Source organism: Leclercia sp. J807 (assembly GCF_009734465.1).
Lineage (GTDB): Bacteria > Pseudomonadota > Gammaproteobacteria > Enterobacterales > Enterobacteriaceae > Enterobacter.
Map to the genome: position 1 here is coordinate 3909191 of NZ_CP046446.1, position 16887 is coordinate 3926077.

At 51.6% G+C, this 16887-nt stretch carries 15 protein-coding genes and 1 tRNA gene; 6 read left to right on the top strand and 10 right to left on the bottom strand.

Annotated features, from left to right (window positions below; translation table 11 throughout):
* Positions 1-130: 130 nt before the first annotated feature.
* The 4 genes from mutY (at position 131) to GNG26_RS18530 (ending at position 4156) form a co-directional block, all read left to right on the top strand.
* Entirely contained in the window at positions 131-1183 is a 1053-nt protein-coding gene (mutY, locus tag GNG26_RS18515) for an A/G-specific adenine glycosylase (protein ID WP_156239750.1), read from the top strand.
* Positions 1184-1208: 25 nt separating this feature from the next.
* The gene (locus tag GNG26_RS18520; RefSeq protein ID WP_103176936.1) at positions 1209-1481 is read left to right on the top strand and encodes an oxidative damage protection protein; all 273 of its coding nucleotides are present in this window, start codon (positions 1209-1211) and stop codon (positions 1479-1481) included.
* Between the two features lie 102 nt (positions 1482-1583).
* Entirely contained in the window at positions 1584-2663 is a 1080-nt protein-coding gene (gene mltC, locus GNG26_RS18525; protein WP_103822828.1) for a membrane-bound lytic murein transglycosylase MltC, read from the top strand.
* Between the two features lie 236 nt (positions 2664-2899).
* Positions 2900-4156: a nucleoside permease gene (locus GNG26_RS18530; RefSeq protein ID WP_114316813.1), complete on the top strand. Its 1257-nt coding sequence runs from the start codon at positions 2900-2902 to the stop codon at positions 4154-4156.
* 37 nt (positions 4157-4193) lie between these two features.
* On the opposite strand, the gene GNG26_RS18535 is transcribed toward GNG26_RS18530, so the two are convergent.
* Positions 4194-6329: an ornithine decarboxylase gene (locus GNG26_RS18535; RefSeq protein ID WP_156239751.1), complete on the bottom strand. Its 2136-nt coding sequence runs from the start codon at positions 6327-6329 to the stop codon at positions 4194-4196.
* A 398-nt stretch (positions 6330-6727) separates the two neighbouring features.
* On the opposite strand from GNG26_RS18535, the gene GNG26_RS18540 reads away from it, so the two are divergent.
* Together GNG26_RS18540 and GNG26_RS18545 are read left to right on the top strand one after the other, a co-directional pair.
* Complete coding sequence (locus GNG26_RS18540) at positions 6728-7438, top strand: DUF554 domain-containing protein (RefSeq protein WP_103822831.1); 711 nt, start codon at positions 6728-6730, stop codon at positions 7436-7438.
* A 95-nt stretch (positions 7439-7533) separates the two neighbouring features.
* Positions 7534-7609: transfer RNA gene (locus GNG26_RS18545), tRNA-Phe, on the top strand.
* Between the two features lie 303 nt (positions 7610-7912).
* Here the strand turns inward: GNG26_RS18545 and GNG26_RS18555 are convergent.
* Genes GNG26_RS18555 through GNG26_RS18595 form a run of 9 tightly spaced genes read right to left on the bottom strand, consistent with a single transcriptional unit; the run spans position 7913 to position 16884 of the window.
* Entirely contained in the window at positions 7913-8914 is a 1002-nt protein-coding gene (locus GNG26_RS18555; RefSeq protein WP_156239752.1) for a hypothetical protein, read from the bottom strand.
* 10 nt (positions 8915-8924) lie between these two features.
* Positions 8925-9851: an ACP S-malonyltransferase gene (locus tag GNG26_RS18560; protein ID WP_370463901.1), complete on the bottom strand. Its 927-nt coding sequence runs from the start codon at positions 9849-9851 to the stop codon at positions 8925-8927.
* 16 nt (positions 9852-9867) lie between these two features.
* Positions 9868-11256, bottom strand: a complete 1389-nt coding sequence (locus GNG26_RS18565; RefSeq protein WP_156239754.1) for a hypothetical protein — start codon at positions 11254-11256, stop codon at positions 9868-9870.
* Positions 11253-12041, bottom strand: a complete 789-nt coding sequence (locus tag GNG26_RS18570; protein ID WP_156239755.1) for an outer membrane lipoprotein-sorting protein — start codon at positions 12039-12041, stop codon at positions 11253-11255. Before GNG26_RS18570 ends, GNG26_RS18565 begins: the two co-directional genes overlap by 4 nt.
* 9 nt (positions 12042-12050) lie before the next feature.
* A complete protein-coding gene (locus GNG26_RS18575) occupies positions 12051-13361 on the bottom strand; it encodes an ABC transporter permease (protein WP_156239756.1) in 1311 nt (436 codons plus the stop codon).
* A complete protein-coding gene (locus tag GNG26_RS18580) occupies positions 13362-14006 on the bottom strand; it encodes a hypothetical protein (RefSeq protein WP_126498288.1) in 645 nt (214 codons plus the stop codon).
* Positions 13990-14697, bottom strand: a complete 708-nt coding sequence (locus GNG26_RS18585) for an ABC transporter ATP-binding protein (protein ID WP_103822838.1) — start codon at positions 14695-14697, stop codon at positions 13990-13992. The genes GNG26_RS18580 and GNG26_RS18585 overlap by 17 nt, the downstream gene beginning before the upstream one ends.
* A gap of 10 nt (positions 14698-14707) precedes the next feature.
* Positions 14708-15658, bottom strand: coding sequence for an ATP-binding protein (locus GNG26_RS18590; protein WP_103822839.1), 951 nt, complete (start codon positions 15656-15658; stop codon positions 14708-14710).
* A gap of 14 nt (positions 15659-15672) precedes the next feature.
* A complete protein-coding gene (locus GNG26_RS18595; RefSeq protein WP_156239757.1) occupies positions 15673-16884 on the bottom strand; it encodes a beta-ketoacyl synthase N-terminal-like domain-containing protein in 1212 nt (403 codons plus the stop codon).
* Between the last annotated feature and the right edge of the window lie 3 nt (positions 16885-16887).

Genomic DNA, 16887 nt, shown 5'->3' on the forward strand with positions numbered 1-16887 from the left:
CTTGTGAGAATGTTCGGGAAACGGGCATTATCCAAAGTTAATGACCGGATGCAAGCATGGGAAAGATCCGGTTTACAGCCGCATGCCTCTGTGCTGCAATCTGCCTCCCTGATACCGCAAAGCGAAGACCATGCAAGCCTCTCAATTTTCAGCCCAGGTGCTGGACTGGTACGACAAATACGGGCGTAAAACCCTCCCCTGGCAAATTGAAAAAACACCGTACAAAGTATGGCTCTCAGAGGTGATGTTGCAACAAACGCAGGTCGCGACGGTTATCCCTTACTTTGAGCGCTTTATGGCGCGTTTTCCAACGGTGACCGATCTGGCTAACGCCCCGCTGGATGAAGTGCTGCATCTGTGGACCGGGCTCGGCTATTACGCCCGCGCCCGCAATCTGCATAAAGCCGCCCAGCAGGTGGTGTCGCTGCACGGTGGCACCTTCCCGGAAACCTTCGATGAAGTGGCCGCCCTGCCGGGCGTTGGGCGATCCACCGCCGGAGCCATCCTCTCTCTCTCGCTGGGTAAACACTTCCCGATTCTCGACGGCAACGTTAAACGCGTGCTGGCGCGCTGCTACGCCGTCGGTGGCTGGCCGGGCAAGAAAGAGGTGGAGAAGCGCCTGTGGGAGATCAGTGAAGCGGTCACTCCCGCTCACGGCGTTGAACGCTTTAACCAGGCGATGATGGATTTAGGGGCAATGGTCTGCACCCGCTCGAAACCGAAATGCGAACTTTGCCCGCTGAATAATCTGTGCGTCGCCTATGCTAACCAGTCGTGGGCACACTATCCTGGAAAAAAGCCGAAGCAGATCTTACCAGAGCGTACCGGCTATTTCCTGCTGATGCAGCACGAGGAGACCGTCTGGCTCGCCCAGCGTCCGCCAAGCGGTTTATGGGGCGGTCTCTTTTGCTTCCCGCAGTTTGAGGATGAGGAGCGTCTTCGCGACTGGCTGGCGCAACGCGGCATCCCTGCCGATACTCTTGTGCAGCTCAACGCGTTTCGCCATACCTTCAGCCACTTCCATCTGGATATTGTTCCAATGTGGCTTCCCGTGTCCTCATTCACGGCGTGCATGGATGAAGGCACCGCTCTCTGGTATAACTTAGCGCAACCGCCGTCAGTGGGGCTCGCGGCTCCCGTAGAGCGCCTGTTACAGCAATTACGTGTCGGAGCAACGGTTTAGCTCCGGGCGACAAAGAGGAATCAGTATGGCCAGAACAATTTTTTGCACCTTCCTGCAGCGTGAAGCAGAAGGCCAGGACTTCCAGCTCTATCCGGGCGATCTGGGTAAGCGCATCTATAACGAAATTTCAAAAGAGGCGTGGGCGCAGTGGCAACACAAGCAAACCATGCTGATTAACGAGCGCAAGCTCAACATGATGAACGTTGAACACCGCAAACAGCTTGAAGAGGAGATGGTCAATTTCCTGTTTGAAGGCAAAGACGTTCACATTGAAGGCTATACGCCACCAGAAAAATAATATCGTGCCGCCTTGCCTGGTCTACGGTTTGTAGGCCGGGTAAGCGTAGCGCCACCCGGCGAAAACAGCCCCAGAACAAACACAACACGCACTCCTGGAATGATGAAAAAATTTTTAGCGCTTGCTCTTGTTGCACCGTTACTTGTTTCGTGTTCCTCCAGTAAGAAAGGCGATAGCTATAACGAAGCCTGGGTAAAGGACACCAACGGTTTTGACATTCTGATGGGGCAATTCGCCCATAACATCGAAAATATCTGGGGATTTAACGAGGTACTGATCGCAGGACCAAAGGACTACGTTAAGTACACCGACGCTTACCAGACCCGCAGCCACATCAACTTTGACGAAGGTACCATTACCGTCGAGACCATTGCCGGAACCGATCCTGCGGCGCGTTTGCGCGAGGCGATCGTGAAAACCCTGCTGATGGGTGACGATCCGGGCTCTATCGACCTCTACTCCGATGCCGACGACATCACCATCTCCAAAGAGCCGTTCCTCTATGGCCAGGTGGTGGATCAAACCGGCCAGTCTATTCGCTGGGAAGGCCGTGCTAATAATTTTGCTAACTACCTGTTGCAGACGCGCCTGAAAAGCCGCAGCAACGGCCTGCGTGTTATCTACAGCGTGACCATTAACCTGGTGCCGAACCACCTCGATAAACGTGCGCACAAATATGTCGGGATGGTCCGTCAGGCATCGCGTAAATATGGTGTCGATGAGTCGCTGATCCTGGCGATTATGCAGACTGAATCGTCGTTTAACCCGTACGCGGTGAGCCGTTCCGACGCCCTGGGCCTGATGCAGGTTGTGCAGCACAGCGCCGGGAAAGATGTGTTCCGCTCGCAGGGAAGATCGGGTATGCCAAGCCGCAGTTACCTGTTTGATCCTGCCAGCAATATCGACACCGGTACCGCCTATCTGGCGATGCTGAATAACGTCTACCTGAGCGGCATTGATAACCCGACCTCACGTCGCTATGCGGTGATCACCGCCTACAACGGCGGCGCAGGCAGCGTGCTGCGGGTCTTCTCCAACGATAAAATCCAGGCGGCAAACATTATCAACAGTATGTCACCGGGGGATGTTTACCAGACCCTCACCAGCCGTCACCCTTCCGCAGAGTCCCGCCGCTACCTCTACAAGGTCAATACGGCTCAGAAGAGCTATCGTAGAAAGTAGTGTGACTTTTTTACCCTCTCCTTCGTGGGGAGGGTAAAGATTCCGTCGCTCCCCGCCCGCCTTCCCCATAAGAAATTGTTATTTGCATCACAATCCAAACTGCAAATTAATGTTGATTGCATTTTTTTGCGGGAGGTAACAAAACATCACGCCACTCGCTGATAGAATTGCATCAAATCCAAAACCCAAATGTTTCTACACCAACATACAGCCCGCTCTCTTGTGAGGAAAGTAACATGAACCTTAAGCTGCAGCTTAAAATCTTGTCGTTTCTGCAGTTCTGTCTGTGGGGGAGCTGGCTAACCACGCTCGGCTCCTACATGTTTGTCACCCTGAAATTCGATGGTGCTTCCATCGGCGCGGTCTATAGCTCGCTGGGCATTGCCGCGGTATTTATGCCGACCCTGCTCGGGATCGTGGCGGACAAATGGATCAGCGCGAAATGGCTTTACGCCCTCTGCCACCTGGTGGGCGCGGCCACGCTGTTTATGGCCGCGGGCGTAACCACGCCGGGGGCGATGTTTGTGGTGATCCTGCTTAACTCGCTGGCCTATATGCCAACGCTTGGGCTTGTGAACACCATCTCCTACTATCGCCTGAAAACGGCGGGTCTGGACATCGTGACCGACTTCCCGCCGATCCGTATCTGGGGCACCATCGGCTTTATTATGGCGATGTGGGCGGTGAGCTTCTCCGGCTTTGAGCTGAGCCATATGCAGCTCTATATCGGCGCAGCGCTCTCCATCGTGCTGGTGCTGTTCACCCTGACCCTGCCGCACATTCCGGTCTCTAACCAGCAGAAAAACCAGAGCTGGAGCTCCATGCTTGGCCTGGATGCGTTCGCGCTGTTTAAAAACAAACGCATGGCGATCTTCTTCATCTTCTCCATGCTGCTGGGTGCGGAGCTGCAGATCACCAACATGTTCGGCAACACCTTCCTGCACAGCTTCGATAACGACCCAATGTTCTCCGGGAGCTTTATCGTTGAACACGCGTCGGTGATGATGTCCATTTCGCAGATCTCCGAAACGCTGTTCATTCTGACCATCCCGTTCTTCCTGAGCCGCTACGGTATCAAGAACGTCATGATGATCAGTATTTTCGCGTGGATGCTGCGCTTTGGTCTGTTCGCCTACGGCGACCCGTCAGCCTTCGGTACTGTGCTGCTGGTGCTGTCGATGATTGTCTACGGCTGCGCCTTCGACTTCTTCAACATCTCCGGTTCCGTGTTTGTAGAGAAAGAGGTACGTCCGGAAATCCGCGCCAGCGCCCAGGGTATGTTCCTGATGATGACCAACGGCTTCGGCTGTATTCTCGGCGGCGTGGTGAGCGGTAAGGTTGTAGAGATGTATACCACCAACGGTATTACCGACTGGCAGCCGGTGTGGCTGATCTTTGCAGGCTACTCGCTGGTACTGGCCTTCGCGTTCATGGTGCTGTTCAAGTACAAACATGTTCGTACCCCAACAGGCGTGCAGACCGTCGCACATTAATCTGTGAACTCCCCCTCCCTGCGGAGGGGGAGTTTTTTTACTTCAGAACATATCCGTACAAACGCTTAATCCCGTCCGCATCCTTTTCGCTGTAAACGCCCTGCAATTCCGGAGAAAAACCGGGTAACAGATTGACGCCCTCTTCCAGCGCCAGGAAGTAACGCTGCACCGCCCCGCCCCACAGTTCGCCCGGCACCACGCACAGCACTCCTGGCGGGTATGGCAATGCCCCTTCCGCCGCGATACGCCCTTCGGCTTCGCTGATGCGCACCAGCTCGACGTCACCGCGAATAAAGGCCTGGTTAGCATCCTGCGGGTTCATCGCCACGGTAGGCAGGCTCTCTTTGCGGAACATCGCCTTTTGCAGATCCTTCACGTCAAAGCTGACATACAGATCGTGCATCTCCTGGCAAAGCTGACGCAGGGTGTAGTCGCGGTAGCGCACCGGATATTTGTTCCAGATGGTTGGCAGGACATCTGCCAGCGGGGTGTCATCTTCAATGTGCTGTTCAAACTGGCCCAGCATCGCCACCAGTTGCGCCATCTTCTCGGCGCTCTCCGCCGGGGTGAGCAGGAAAAGAATGGAGTTGAGATCGCACTTCTCCGGAACAATGCCTTTCTCGCGCAGGTAGTGCGCCAGAATGGTCGCCGGGATGCCAAAGTCGGTGTACTCCCCGCTTTCAGCATCGATGCCCGGCGTGGTCAGCAGCAGCTTGCACGGGTCGACAAAGTACTGCTCTTCGGCATACCCCTCAAAGCCGTGCCATTTCGCCCCCGGTTCAAAGCTGAAGAAACGCAGCTCGCTGGCAATCGCATGGGTAGGATGATCCTGCCACGGACGCCCGGCCACCACCGGCGGGATAAACGGCTTAATCATCTTGCAGTTGGCGATAATCGCCTTGCGCGCTTCGATGCCCATCTCAACGCATTCGGCCCACAACCGCCGTCCGCTCTCCCCTTCGTGGATTTTGGCGTTCACGTCAAGGGCCGCAAACAGCGGATAGAACGGGCTGGTCGACGCATGCAGCATAAAGGCGTTATTCAGGCGCTTATGCGGGCAGAAACGCGCCTGGCCGCGGATATGGTTGTCCTTTTTGTGGATCTGCGAGGTCTGGGAGAATCCGGCCTGCTGTTTATGTACCGACTGGGTGACAAAGATCCCCGGATCGTTCTCGTTGAGGTCCAGCAGCAGCGGGGAGCTGTCGGCCATCATCGGGATAAACTGTTCGTAGCCTACCCACGCCGAGTCGAAGAGAATGTAGTCGCACAGTTGGCCAATCTTGTCGATCACCTGACGGGCATTATAGATAGTGCCGTCATAGGTGCCGAGCTGGATCACCGCCAGGCGGAACGGGCGCGCTTCATGGGCTTTTTCCGGCGCCACTTCGCGGATCAGCTCCCGCAGGTACGTCTCGTCAAAACAACGATCATCAATGCCGCCAATAAAACCAAACGGGTTACGCGCCGCCTCGAGGTAAACCGGCGTGGCACCCGCCTGGATCAGCGCCCCATGATGGTTGGACTTATGGTTGTTGCGGTCAAACAGCACCAGATCGCCACGGGTCAGCAGCGCGTTGGTCACGACCTTATTGGCGGCAGAAGTACCATTAAGCACGAAATAGGTCTTGTCGGCATTGAACACTTTCGCCGCGAACTTTTGCGCATGTTTGGCGGAACCTTCGTGGATCAGCAGATCGCCGAGCTTGACGTCGGCGTTGCACATATCGGCACGAAAGACATTTTCGCCAAAGAAATCGAAAAACTGACGGCCAGCGGGATGCTTCTTAAAGAATGCGCCGTGCTGGTGTCCAGGACAGGCAAAGGTGCTGTTGTCCATCGCTACATACTGTCTGAGGGTGTCGAAAAACGGCGGCAGCAGGTTCTCTTCGTAACGACAGGCCGCCGCTTCCAGCTCTAACCACTCCTGTGCCTTGCCGTCGATTACTGCATTGACACCCGCAGGCGCTTCTACCGGCTCTGGTGAGAAGAGATAAACAGGTAAATGAAAACCGGTGCGTTTCAGCAATGCGAGAATGCCGCTGCGGCTTTCAGCGACGGTAATGACGACTGCCGCCACATCCGTAAAATCAGTGTTATCCAGCGTCACCACTTCCCGGTGCGTGGATAAGGCGGAGGCCAGCTCACGGCTGACGGCAATTTTCATTGATTTCATAAGCGCAAATACCCGTGCAAGGCGAGAAAAAGCCCCGGACAGGGAGTTCCCCTGCCCAACGAATGTGTCTGACCGGAGTTCAGCTCCGACCGCCAGACATCAGTAAAAACAGAACGCGTCTGGTTTTACTGTTGTCCTGCAGTGAGCCTGCGTTACCCTCACCGCATGGTGAGCGTAGAATAGATTGTGTCGATACGGCCAGCCATTCGCGCAGCGAGAGAGAGTCTGTTCATGGGCGGCCCCGTATCTGAGAGGAGAAAATTCGCGCAATAATGTCACCTTTCGCCAAGGGGCGCAAGGAGGAATCATTATGCAGAAAACGGGATTAAACTTGGCGATTACTCACTGAAAAGAGTAATAATAATGCAATATCAATGATTAAATAACAGGAGTTCATAGTGGTTACAGGACCGTTCATTAATGCCGGAGCCGTGCTGCTGGGCGGCGTACTTGGCGCCGTGCTTAGCCAGCGATTACCGGAGCGTATTCGCTCCTCCATGCCCTCAATCTTCGGCCTTGCCTCTATGGGGATTGGCATTCTTCTGGTCATCAAGTGCGCCAACCTGCCGGTAATGGTGCTGGCAACACTGCTTGGGGCGCTGATCGGCGAGTTTTGTTATCTGGAAAAAGGAATTAACGACGCCGTCGGCAAAGCGAAAAATCTGCTCGCCCGGGGTAAACAGAAAGGCGGTGGTCACGATGCCTATATCCAGAACTATGTCGCCATCATTATTCTGTTTTGCGCCAGCGGCACGGGGATTTTTGGCGCAATGCACGAAGGGATGACCGGCGACCCCAGCATTCTTATCGCTAAATCCTTCCTGGATTTCTTTACTGCAACGATTTTTGCAACCACCCTGGGTATCGCGGTTTCCGCGATTTGCGTGCCGATGCTGCTTATCCAGCTTGCACTTGCAACCTGCGCCACGCTGATACTCCCGCTGACCACCCCGGCGATGATGGCTGACTTTACCGCCGTCGGCGGCCTGCTGCTGCTGGCGACAGGGCTGCGGATCTGCGGTATCAAGATGTTTGCAGTGGTGAATATGCTGCCTGCGCTGGTGCTCGCTATGCCGCTCTCTGCCCTGTGGACAGCGTTTTTTGCCTGATATTGCAGCAAAGTGGCGACAGAGTGTGCGGTCAGTAGCGAAATCTACAAATTTCATTGACGGCAGAGGGTAGATCGGGTTTAATGCGCCCCGTTGCCCGGATAGCTCAGTCGGTAGAGCAGGGGATTGAAAATCCCCGTGTCCTTGGTTCGATTCCGAGTCCGGGCACCACTATTTAAAGAACCCGCCCAAAAGGCGGGTTTTTGCTTTCTGAGAGCCGGACTCTTCATCGAACTACGTTCGATTATTCGCCGCAAGCGGCTCACCCCTTCGGGGCCAGCGCGGCAAGCGCGCTGTTCAACGCCTGCGGCGTTAGTCCGGGTCCGGGCATCACTATTTAAAGAACCCGCCCAAAAGGCGGGTTTTTGCTTTTGGGCTTCTGGAGCGTTACACCCCTTCCCTTCTAAAATATCTTTAGCCTTATACAGGCGTTGCTATTATGCCGCCAGCATGAAGCTGACGGCATAATGTTGATCACCACAGCCGGGTTTGTTTACTGATCTCGCCCCAACGGATATACATATCGCAGGACATAATAAAGTCATTATGCCATTTCCAGTAACAACGCATTATGTAATAGCTGAAAAACGGCAAATAACAGAGCAGGTAATAAATCTCAAACCAAACCTGCCACTCTGCAAAGGCGAACAGAAGCGCAACCACCGTCACCCAAATAGCTTCAACAATCAGTAGCATCACCAACTGTAGCCAGTGTGGTTTGTCATAAAGCGAACGCCAGGGGAGCGTCTTTGAGAAGGTAAAATCAATTTCATTCAAAAAAAGATGACCCAGAAATACATATCTTTTTGAAATGAGCAGTGACAATAGACTGAGCGCAAATACGATGGTACACAAAACGCACATTGTAATAATGGCTTTAAGAGTAAAATAAGCGCCGTTGAAATCAAATTGTTCACTATGCCGCAGCGGACCAATTACCAGCAGGTTCATGATAATGCCGATAAACATGGTCGGTAGCATATAGCGGGTGAGACTCTTCCACCTCACTTTATCCACAAAAGAAATCGCGACCTGTTTGACATAGCCATTTCGAATGATGGCAAACATTCCCCAGATTATCAGCGGGACAAACATGGCAAGAAGAATTAACACGATGCCCGGAGTAGTTAACAAAAAAAGCGTGCTGGATAATGCACCAAAGATGAATAATGAGATCGTTACAGCCACCAAAGGCTTAAACATAACTATCTCAATTTTCTTATTAGTCTTATCTTTAAAGAACGACAAATCAATGTTTTTGACGACGCATTTATATGCCCAATAAGCCTTAAGATCGAAAATAAAGTTATGGAGTACCAGCGCAAAGATAGCACTGACCACCCATGCATCATCGCGGGTAAATGTAAAGTCCGTGTTTTTCCAGTAAAAACCCAGCAGTATCAACGTAATCAGATAGATAAACAGCAGAATCATTCTATCCTGAAAACGAATAAACCGTAAATAATCGGGAATCATATCAATACTCTTAAATTGCCAGAACTTTTCTACAATGCAAAACGCGCTCAGGATCAAACCCGGCAAAATCATTAAGCATTTGTCCAAGATAGGCTTTGTTGCTGATCTCAAGAAAAACGGTTTCAACCGGGCCGCTTAAAAAATGCTTCATGCTGTCGGTCCACTTAACGCTATGGGTTAAATGCAGGGAGAGGTTCTCTTTTATCTGCGCCGGGTCGGAGGTCGCCTGCGCCGTTACGTTCATCAGCACGTCATGCTGCGCAGGATGGAATTCCTGAGTCGCTAAAAAGTCGCGCATTAACTGCACGCCGTCGGCCATCAACCGGGTGTGCCAGGCACCACTTACGCCGAGCTTCACCGGGTCGAGACCGTTGTCCGCCAGCGTCCTGGCAAATTCGCTTAACGCAGAAGGCGCTCCGCCGATCACCTGTTGATTAGGCGTGTTATCACAGCTGATATCCAGTTCGATACCTGAGGAGGCAATCATCTCGCTCAGGGTTGCATAGTTCACCCCTTTCAGCGCCAGCATGGAGCCTTTGTGCTTCGTGCTCACCTCATGCATGGTGCTGGCGCGGAAGTGAATGGTGCGAAACAGCGTTTCCAGCGAGATCGCCCCAGCAGCATACAGGGCGCTGTATTCACCCACGCTATGGCCGCAGGAGCCGACAATGTGCATATTTTCATATCGCTCACGGCACAGGGTATAGAGCGTCACGTTGATGGCTGTCACGGCCAACTGTTGCACTGTCGTTTGAACCAGTCGATTCATGGGGCCTTTCTGGCAGAGGCGCCGCAAATCCATGCCGGAAATATCGCTGGCGCAATCCCAGATATTCTTCGTGGCGACACTCTTGTCCCACACGTCACTCCCCATACCAATTACCGGATTACCCTGCCCTGAAAAAAGGGCCACCACAGGTTGTGAAAGAGTATTCATCGCCATAACCACTCCCTTATAAATAATATTTAAAACCTAAATAAACGCCCAGCGTGTCACCGAAGAGCGCAAATTCAGAGTCTGAGCTTCCTTGTGAGGTAAATACCCCGGTATAGGCTTCAAGCCTTTCATCAATGCTGTTTAACGGCGTGCTGTAATGCACACCGAACATAGCGCTGCTGTCCATCAGGTTGACTGTCAGATAGGGCTGCAACCTGGATTGATCGTCTGACAGCAGGCTGGCCCAGGCGTTAAGGTAGTGTTTGCCTTGCAACATTCCTTTGCTGCCGGTGTTACTGATCTCCGATGCCATCAGGTATTTGTATGAGTCAAACGCTCGATCCACAACGCTATATCCGGTGCGCGTATTAAGGAACGAAATGAGATCGGTCTGTTTACGCCACTGCGCGCGGGAATATCCCTCGCTCTGAAAATAATATTCCAGGCCGTACACGCTGAAGTTGTCTGACGTATATTGCCCCCCCACGGCCAGTTCGACGCCCTCTTTCTGCCTGGTGCTATAGAGCGAGGAAGGAAACTGGTAATTCTCTACTTTCGCAGCGTTCTGCTCCGACAGATGTCGCCATTGCTGTTCGGCGTGGTAAGCCACTTCGGCATTAAGTACCAGTTGTGGGCTGTAGCTATAGCTGTTCGCCATCGCCAGCGAGTGACTGTCTCCCAGCTTCAGGTTGAACGTAGGCGTGTAGTCACCGAAGCGATTGTCGGTATAGCTCAACAGGTACTCTTCACTGCTGTTGCTGCGCTGATCCGCAGACCAGTTGCCCGCGGACTCATAACGTCTGTCAATATCCGCCAGCTTTGGTACCACGGTCAGCGACAACGACCAGTCGCGGGTATCTGCTGAGAGTTTGGCCGCCCATGGCGACTCCTCATATCCCGCAGCCATTGATGGATCGTAGAGTCGTGTGGACTTAAAACTTGCCGAATAGGCGCGATGCAACGCGGAGGGTGAACGTAATAAAAACAGCCCCGGTTTAGCTATGAGCTTACCCGCCTCCAACAGGATGCTTTCGGAGATCGTGTAAACGAGGCTGAGCCGATCGATCAGCGCACGCGAGCGATGATCATCCTCCTCAAATTTGCCGGGAGTATGCACAGAGTAGTAAGTCAAACCGTACAGCGTGTAATCAAGGGCCAGCTTGTTATCAATCACCGAGCATCCGCCGCTGAGCTTGAGGCCGAGATTGTTAAACGTATTGTTTTGGGTATAGGGGTTTTTGCCGTTAATCCGCCAGATTAAAGCCTGCCTGTTAACGTGGGAAACCTGTTCGAATAGGGTTACATCCGTGCTTTTTGCCACATCGGCGCCGGTCAAACAGTCTGCCCACAGGTCGAATGACAGCATGAGCAGTAGCAGCGGTATCGTGTTCAGAGAGGTTCTCATTTTGCCCCTCGCTGAATATATTCCCGGGTAAAGTGGTATTCCGGCAAGGACTCCAGACGCACGTCGCTGTACTCCATCACGGAGTAACTTTTATCATGGCGGGCCTCCTGCACCACAATTTTCGTCGGCCGCATTTTACCCAGCACCATCCGGAAATCCTGGTAAAGCACTTCCTTCAGTAATTTGTCATCCAGTGAGTAATACGCCGCTTTATAAGGGCGATTGTCGCCGTCCGTCTCGACGTAATACATCACCTTTGGCCAGGTCACTTCAGGGGATTTACGCGTCAGAGAGAGCTTATAACAGCGCTTATCTCCGCAGGGCTCTTGCCCTAACAGCGTGGCGTCGTAGGCATATTCGAAGTTGGTGACAATCACATCGCCATTGGAAATTTGCCCGATCAACCTTTGCTGGCGCGAAACGGAGATAGGACGACGTAGTTCAGGCGTATAGAACCATAAGTCATACCAGTCTGAGAGCAGTACCTTTCCTTTATCGCGCGGGGGATAGATGAAACGCGCCAGTGAACGGGCATCAGCCCTGGTTTCACCTTCAGGCTTCATAAAGCGCATAGAAATATCCAGAACCTGCCTAGCGTCCGGCTTTGCTACGCCATCCTTGTATTCCGTTATGGTGGTGGTATAGCGAAAAGGTTTGTTCGGCGAGCGCACTTCATCAGCCCGACGAATGATTTCCAGCGCATTGTTATCAACAGATGTTGCCAACACGCATGCTGAAAAGAGCCACAAGCCGGAAAGTGCTCGCCTGATAAGTACTGTGTTCATTTCGTATCCTTACGAAAATTTAAAAGCATCCGAAATATTGAGTCTTGATGCGCGCAAAGCAGGAAGGATTGACGCTCCCGTGGCGGTTAATATTGGCAAAACCAGGGTGATCCAGATAAGCGAAGGGCTGTTGGTTTTGATAAATGCGGTATATCCCGTCGTCTGGCCCGGTGAAGGCGGCATTTCAATACCATACAAATTGATAACCGAGGCAATAATAAGCCCCAGCGTCAGACTCCCAATCGCACCGGTGATACCCACGAAGATCCCCTCCAGGAAGAAGAGACGCGTGACGCGGAGCGGTTTTAAACCGATAGCCCTGAGCGTTGTAATTTCGCGTGTACGCTCAATGATATTCATGGTCATCGCGTTGCTAATCATAAAAATTACGATCAGGGCGACAATGAGCTTAATAAAGAAGTAGATACCGGACAGCAGCCCCTCTACCTGTTGATAAAAGAGAGAGACCTCTTTCCACTCTTTTACAATCAGGGGAAGTTGGTGACGGGCAATAAACTGGCGCAATTTCGCAGCGAAGGCGGCGCTATCGTCATCCTTTAGCAGGATCAACACCTTACTTACGCCATCTGTGCCCATAATACGCTGGGCGGTAGCCAACGGCAGCTTCATAGCCACATCATCATAGTCTTTAATACCTGACGCAAAAATGCCTCTCACCTTGAGTGACAAGGCACCCTGCCCCCCTCTGGTGTTAACCACCATGGCATCCAGCCAGTCGTCATACTTCGTATTAAGCGTTTTCGCCAACCCGCTACCCAGCGTAATTTCGTCGGCCCGGATACGCGATAGATCGCTGCCGGAGATAATTTTGTCAAAAGACCCCAGCTTTAATGCCGGTAACGCTTCAATACCCAGCCCGGAAAAATAGCTGGAGGTTTCATTCTCGTACTGCGAGATCACACCGGTAAACTCCAGCTGCCCGGAGAGGGTCGAAATATTTTCGGCCAGTTCGGGCGTCTCCAGAATGGCCTGTTTCAGCTGAGTATAATTTTCAATCAGGCTTTTATTTTTATTCGATGTCTCAAAGTAATTTTGGTTGTAGAACTGCACATGGCCAATGTTGGTGCGGATCGTCTGCTCTTTCAGGATCCAGAATGAATAGTCGATGAATCCGCCATAGAGAAATATCGACACGCCGCCCAGCACAATCGCGGCAATCGTTGAAAAAGAGCGACGCTTGTGGCGAAAAAGGTTTAAAAATGCAAACTTCACATCCCGGAAGCGAAACAGCACGCACCCGAGGACGAAGAGCAGAATCAGCGCAACGATGATGTTGATGAATAAAACTTCCCTGGACATTTAGTTCCCTTTTACCATCGGTATTAATACCTGCGTGACTTCATTCATATCCCAAAGCGGTGCAGTATCAGAAATCAGCGAATCTGCTGCGCCGGGGTTTTGCTGCCTGAGCTGCGCCAGAACCTCGTTGGCCTTTTGCGGCTCCTGACAGTTCATCAGCGCGCGATAGCGCATTGCGTTTATATGCTCGATCAGTCCTGCGTTGAGTACCGGGCGCTGTTCCAGCATGATCGCCGTATCCTTAAGCGTCACCACGCAGCGGCCACTCCCTGCCGTATAGGCATCTACCCGCGCGCGTAAGTAACGCACAAGCAGGTTATCCTCATGACTATCAACCGCTTCGTCGAGATAGAAAAAGCCGGTCCTGGCATATTCGTAAGCATGGATAAAGTCATTGGCGGTAGAGTAATGTTCCGCCAGACGCAGGATGCCGTAGGCGTAAAAAATCAGCGAGGTGACGTTTTTATTCGCGACATACTCTGCGAATAATTCATCATTTACCTTTGCCAGCGCCTCAGGATGTGCCGGAAAACCGCTCTGCATGATTTTCTCTACTGTCGGAACGGTTGAAGCCAGCGTCGAACCGCTGAATATTGCACAGAGCAGGCACCAGCACAGAGTCAAATAATTACGCTTCAGTTGCATCAACCAGCTCTCCATCTTTGATTTCAACCACCCTGTTTGCGCGCTCTTTTAACTGGCTTGAGTGCGTTGAAATAATGAACGTAGTACGGGTTTCCTGATTAATTTTCAGCATTAAATCCAGAATCGCCTCGCCCGTTGCCAGATCGAGATTCCCGGTGGGCTCATCGGCAATAACAACCTGTGGCTCATGGGCCAACGCCCTTGCAATCGCCACGCGCTGTTGCTGCCCGCCCGACAGTTGCCCCGGTTTGCGATCGATAAAGCCGGCCAGCCCCACGCTATCAAGAAAATGCAGCGCCCTCTCTTTCGCCTCTTTTTTAGTAAAGTGGCCATTCAACGCAAGAGGGAAAAACACGTTATCGAACGCGTTTAATACCGGCATCAGATTAAAAAACTGAAAAATAAAGCCCAGATGCTTGCCGCGGATGACCGACAGTTGCTCTTCTGGCATTGTATTCAGCAATTTTTTCAAAAACATCACGGTTCCGGCAGTCGGTTTATCAATGCCGGAAAGAACGTTTAATAACGTACTCTTACCGCTGCCGGAAGGGCCACACAGCGCCAGGAACTCCCCTTTCGCTATCTCAAGATTAATATCTTTCAGCGCTTCAACTTTCCCCTCACCGGTGCCGTAGCTTTTGTAGATGTTATTTAAAGCAATTACCGGGAGTTCTTTAATTATTCCACTCATCGCGCTGGTGTTACTCCTTACAAAATTCAATATCGAAATAGCTGTAACCAGTAAGGCGATCGGGAATGATGGTTCGTAATTTTCCCGTTTCAATAGGATGCCGGTTCAGATATTCAAAACTCAGTGCAGGGGTCAAACAACCGCTGTTGCCGTAGATATCAACAAGATCGAGCGTGTCAGTTTGTGATAAGTCTGAACGGATCAGCAGATCTTTACGCAGGCCGGCGAAAGCGAACTGGTCAATTTCGCCTGTGTGCTCAATTTTGTCGGCCATAACATATTTATTTCCACTCACGCGGATGTCGCTTTTATGCTGACTAAAAATAAAGCAACCGGTACGTTCCACCGTTAAGTTGAGGTTATCTGTACTCTTCGCGCGGGCTGGCAGGCGCGTATGTTCGCTACCTTCGTCAGAAAAAACGAGCGATAACACCGCGCGGTATGCGGCACATATCACCACGTAATCAAACACGTCCCAGCGCAAATAATCCTGCGCTACACGCATTGCCTGGGTAAATGCCTGTTTCTCGCCGCGAATTTTGCAAGTCGGCTCGCTGATCGCAAATTTTTTCACCAGATTCTTTGGCAGCGTATCGATCATTGAGATGTGCAAGGCGCTGTCGGTATTCTCAAACAGGCCAGACTCGCCCCAGGAATCCGCGTAGATAAATGCCGTCCGGGACTTCAGCAGCTTCACACGTTCTTTAGGCGAGAGGGATTGCAGAGCATTGTCGCCGACCTGCTCAATCGCTTCGATGTAATCGCTGTATTTCGGATTACGGATCATCTCTCCGGGATAGATCTCCGGATCGGTTCCGAAACGTTTAAAACCCCAGCCTGCAGCATGGGTGTTTTGCAATCCCTGATGATACAGATTGGCTTCCCGGGCATTCAACCAGCTGGGCTGGTAGAAATAAAACTTGTCTTCTGGCTCGATAAGCGCAAATGAGGATAAATACATTCAACTCTTCCTTTTTATTTATCGAGCTGCGTTAATACCGCGCTAATAATAGAACCATCAACGCCCACACCTGTTTTCAGCAGATGTTTTTTATCATGTTTAATGACACCGCAATCGACCAGGAGATACGGCGCCATGGCATCGATAATCGTGTCGTTGCTTACCGCAGAAATGAGCTCATTATGGGTCAGTGAATGATGACCAATAATTAAATCAACAATACCTGAACCCGTAGGGGTATATCCCACCTGTCCTTTCCAGGCAAGAACGGGGATGACATGGCCATCGGTGAACATGCCTATCGCATTTGCTTCCGCTTTATCGCTTAATGAAGAGCCGTTAGCGTGAGGAATAATAGCGCACAGGTCTTCCGGATTAACATCAGCATTTTTAACGGCTTTCTGCATAACTTTAAACATACTGCTACTGAGCCAGGTAATGTCATTACTTCTGCGCGCGCTGATCTGTGTGTAGGCCGTTTGCAGACTTATGCCTCCCTTTACGCCCCTGGCCTGGCGATGACTGTCGCTTTCCAGCAGCAGAGCGCTAAACCCTTCAGAAAAGAGTACGCCTTTGCTGTTTTCACCAAACGGCTGAACCAGATGGCTGTCCAGCATAGACTGGGTTTCAAGAAACCAGATATCCTGCGTAGTAATCTGGGAGCAATTTACAACCAGAACTAAATCAACCCCGCCATGCTCAATAGCCTGACAACCAAGATGAATCGCCGTTAATGATGAATTACTGGTGCAGTTCATATTGGGCGGTAAATATCGTAGGTGATATTTACGTGCAACGTTGCCGGAGAACATATCCTGCGACATATTCGCTGCATTCAACTTCGCCAGAGATTTAACGAAAACAATATCTTCGACGTCACTCTTATTATAAAGAGAGTTATAATGAATAGCGTCCACGCGCGGACCAATACCGGTAAGGTAGACCCGGACGTTATCGCCCGCCAGGCATTGCGTACTCAGCATTGCCTGGTCGAGCGTTTTTTCTATCAGGTCATAAACCTGTTCTAATGCGCGATCTTCTAAGTGTTTCAGTCTGCCGACATATTTATTACTGTCAAAACCACATTTAATTGCTTCTTCATCAGATGCAAACCAGGGTTTTCTGTCAACACGTGCCCCTTGCTTTAGACGTTCAATTAACTGAGTACTGTCTTCAGCAAATGACAAACAACAACTGAAACCTGAAATGATAGCGGCATTATTCACAAT

Bases quoted from the DNA above. Each gene is read 5' to 3' on its own strand.
- GNG26_RS18560 (WP_370463901.1), bottom strand. From the start codon at position 9,851: ATGAATACTCTTTCACAACCTGTGGTGGCCCTTTTTTCAGGGCAGGGT.
- mutY (WP_156239750.1), top strand. From the start codon at position 131: ATGCAAGCCTCTCAATTTTCAGCCCAGGTGCTGGACTGGTACGACAAA.
- mltC (WP_103822828.1), top strand. From the start codon at position 1,584: ATGAAAAAATTTTTAGCGCTTGCTCTTGTTGCACCGTTACTTGTTTCG.
- GNG26_RS18590 (WP_103822839.1), bottom strand. From the start codon at position 15,658: ATGTATTTATCCTCATTTGCGCTTATCGAGCCAGAAGACAAGTTTTAT.
- GNG26_RS18535 (WP_156239751.1), bottom strand. From the start codon at position 6,329: ATGAAATCAATGAAAATTGCCGTCAGCCGTGAGCTGGCCTCCGCCTTA.
- GNG26_RS18585 (WP_103822838.1), bottom strand. From the start codon at position 14,697: ATGAGTGGAATAATTAAAGAACTCCCGGTAATTGCTTTAAATAACATC.
- GNG26_RS18580 (WP_126498288.1), bottom strand. From the start codon at position 14,006: ATGCAACTGAAGCGTAATTATTTGACTCTGTGCTGGTGCCTGCTCTGT.
- GNG26_RS18575 (WP_156239756.1), bottom strand. From the start codon at position 13,361: ATGTCCAGGGAAGTTTTATTCATCAACATCATCGTTGCGCTGATTCTG.
- GNG26_RS18570 (WP_156239755.1), bottom strand. From the start codon at position 12,041: ATGAACACAGTACTTATCAGGCGAGCACTTTCCGGCTTGTGGCTCTTT.
- GNG26_RS18520 (WP_103176936.1), top strand. From the start codon at position 1,209: ATGGCCAGAACAATTTTTTGCACCTTCCTGCAGCGTGAAGCAGAAGGC.
- GNG26_RS18565 (WP_156239754.1), bottom strand. From the start codon at position 11,256: ATGAGAACCTCTCTGAACACGATACCGCTGCTACTGCTCATGCTGTCA.
- GNG26_RS18530 (WP_114316813.1), top strand. From the start codon at position 2,900: ATGAACCTTAAGCTGCAGCTTAAAATCTTGTCGTTTCTGCAGTTCTGT.
- GNG26_RS18555 (WP_156239752.1), bottom strand. From the start codon at position 8,914: ATGATTCCCGATTATTTACGGTTTATTCGTTTTCAGGATAGAATGATT.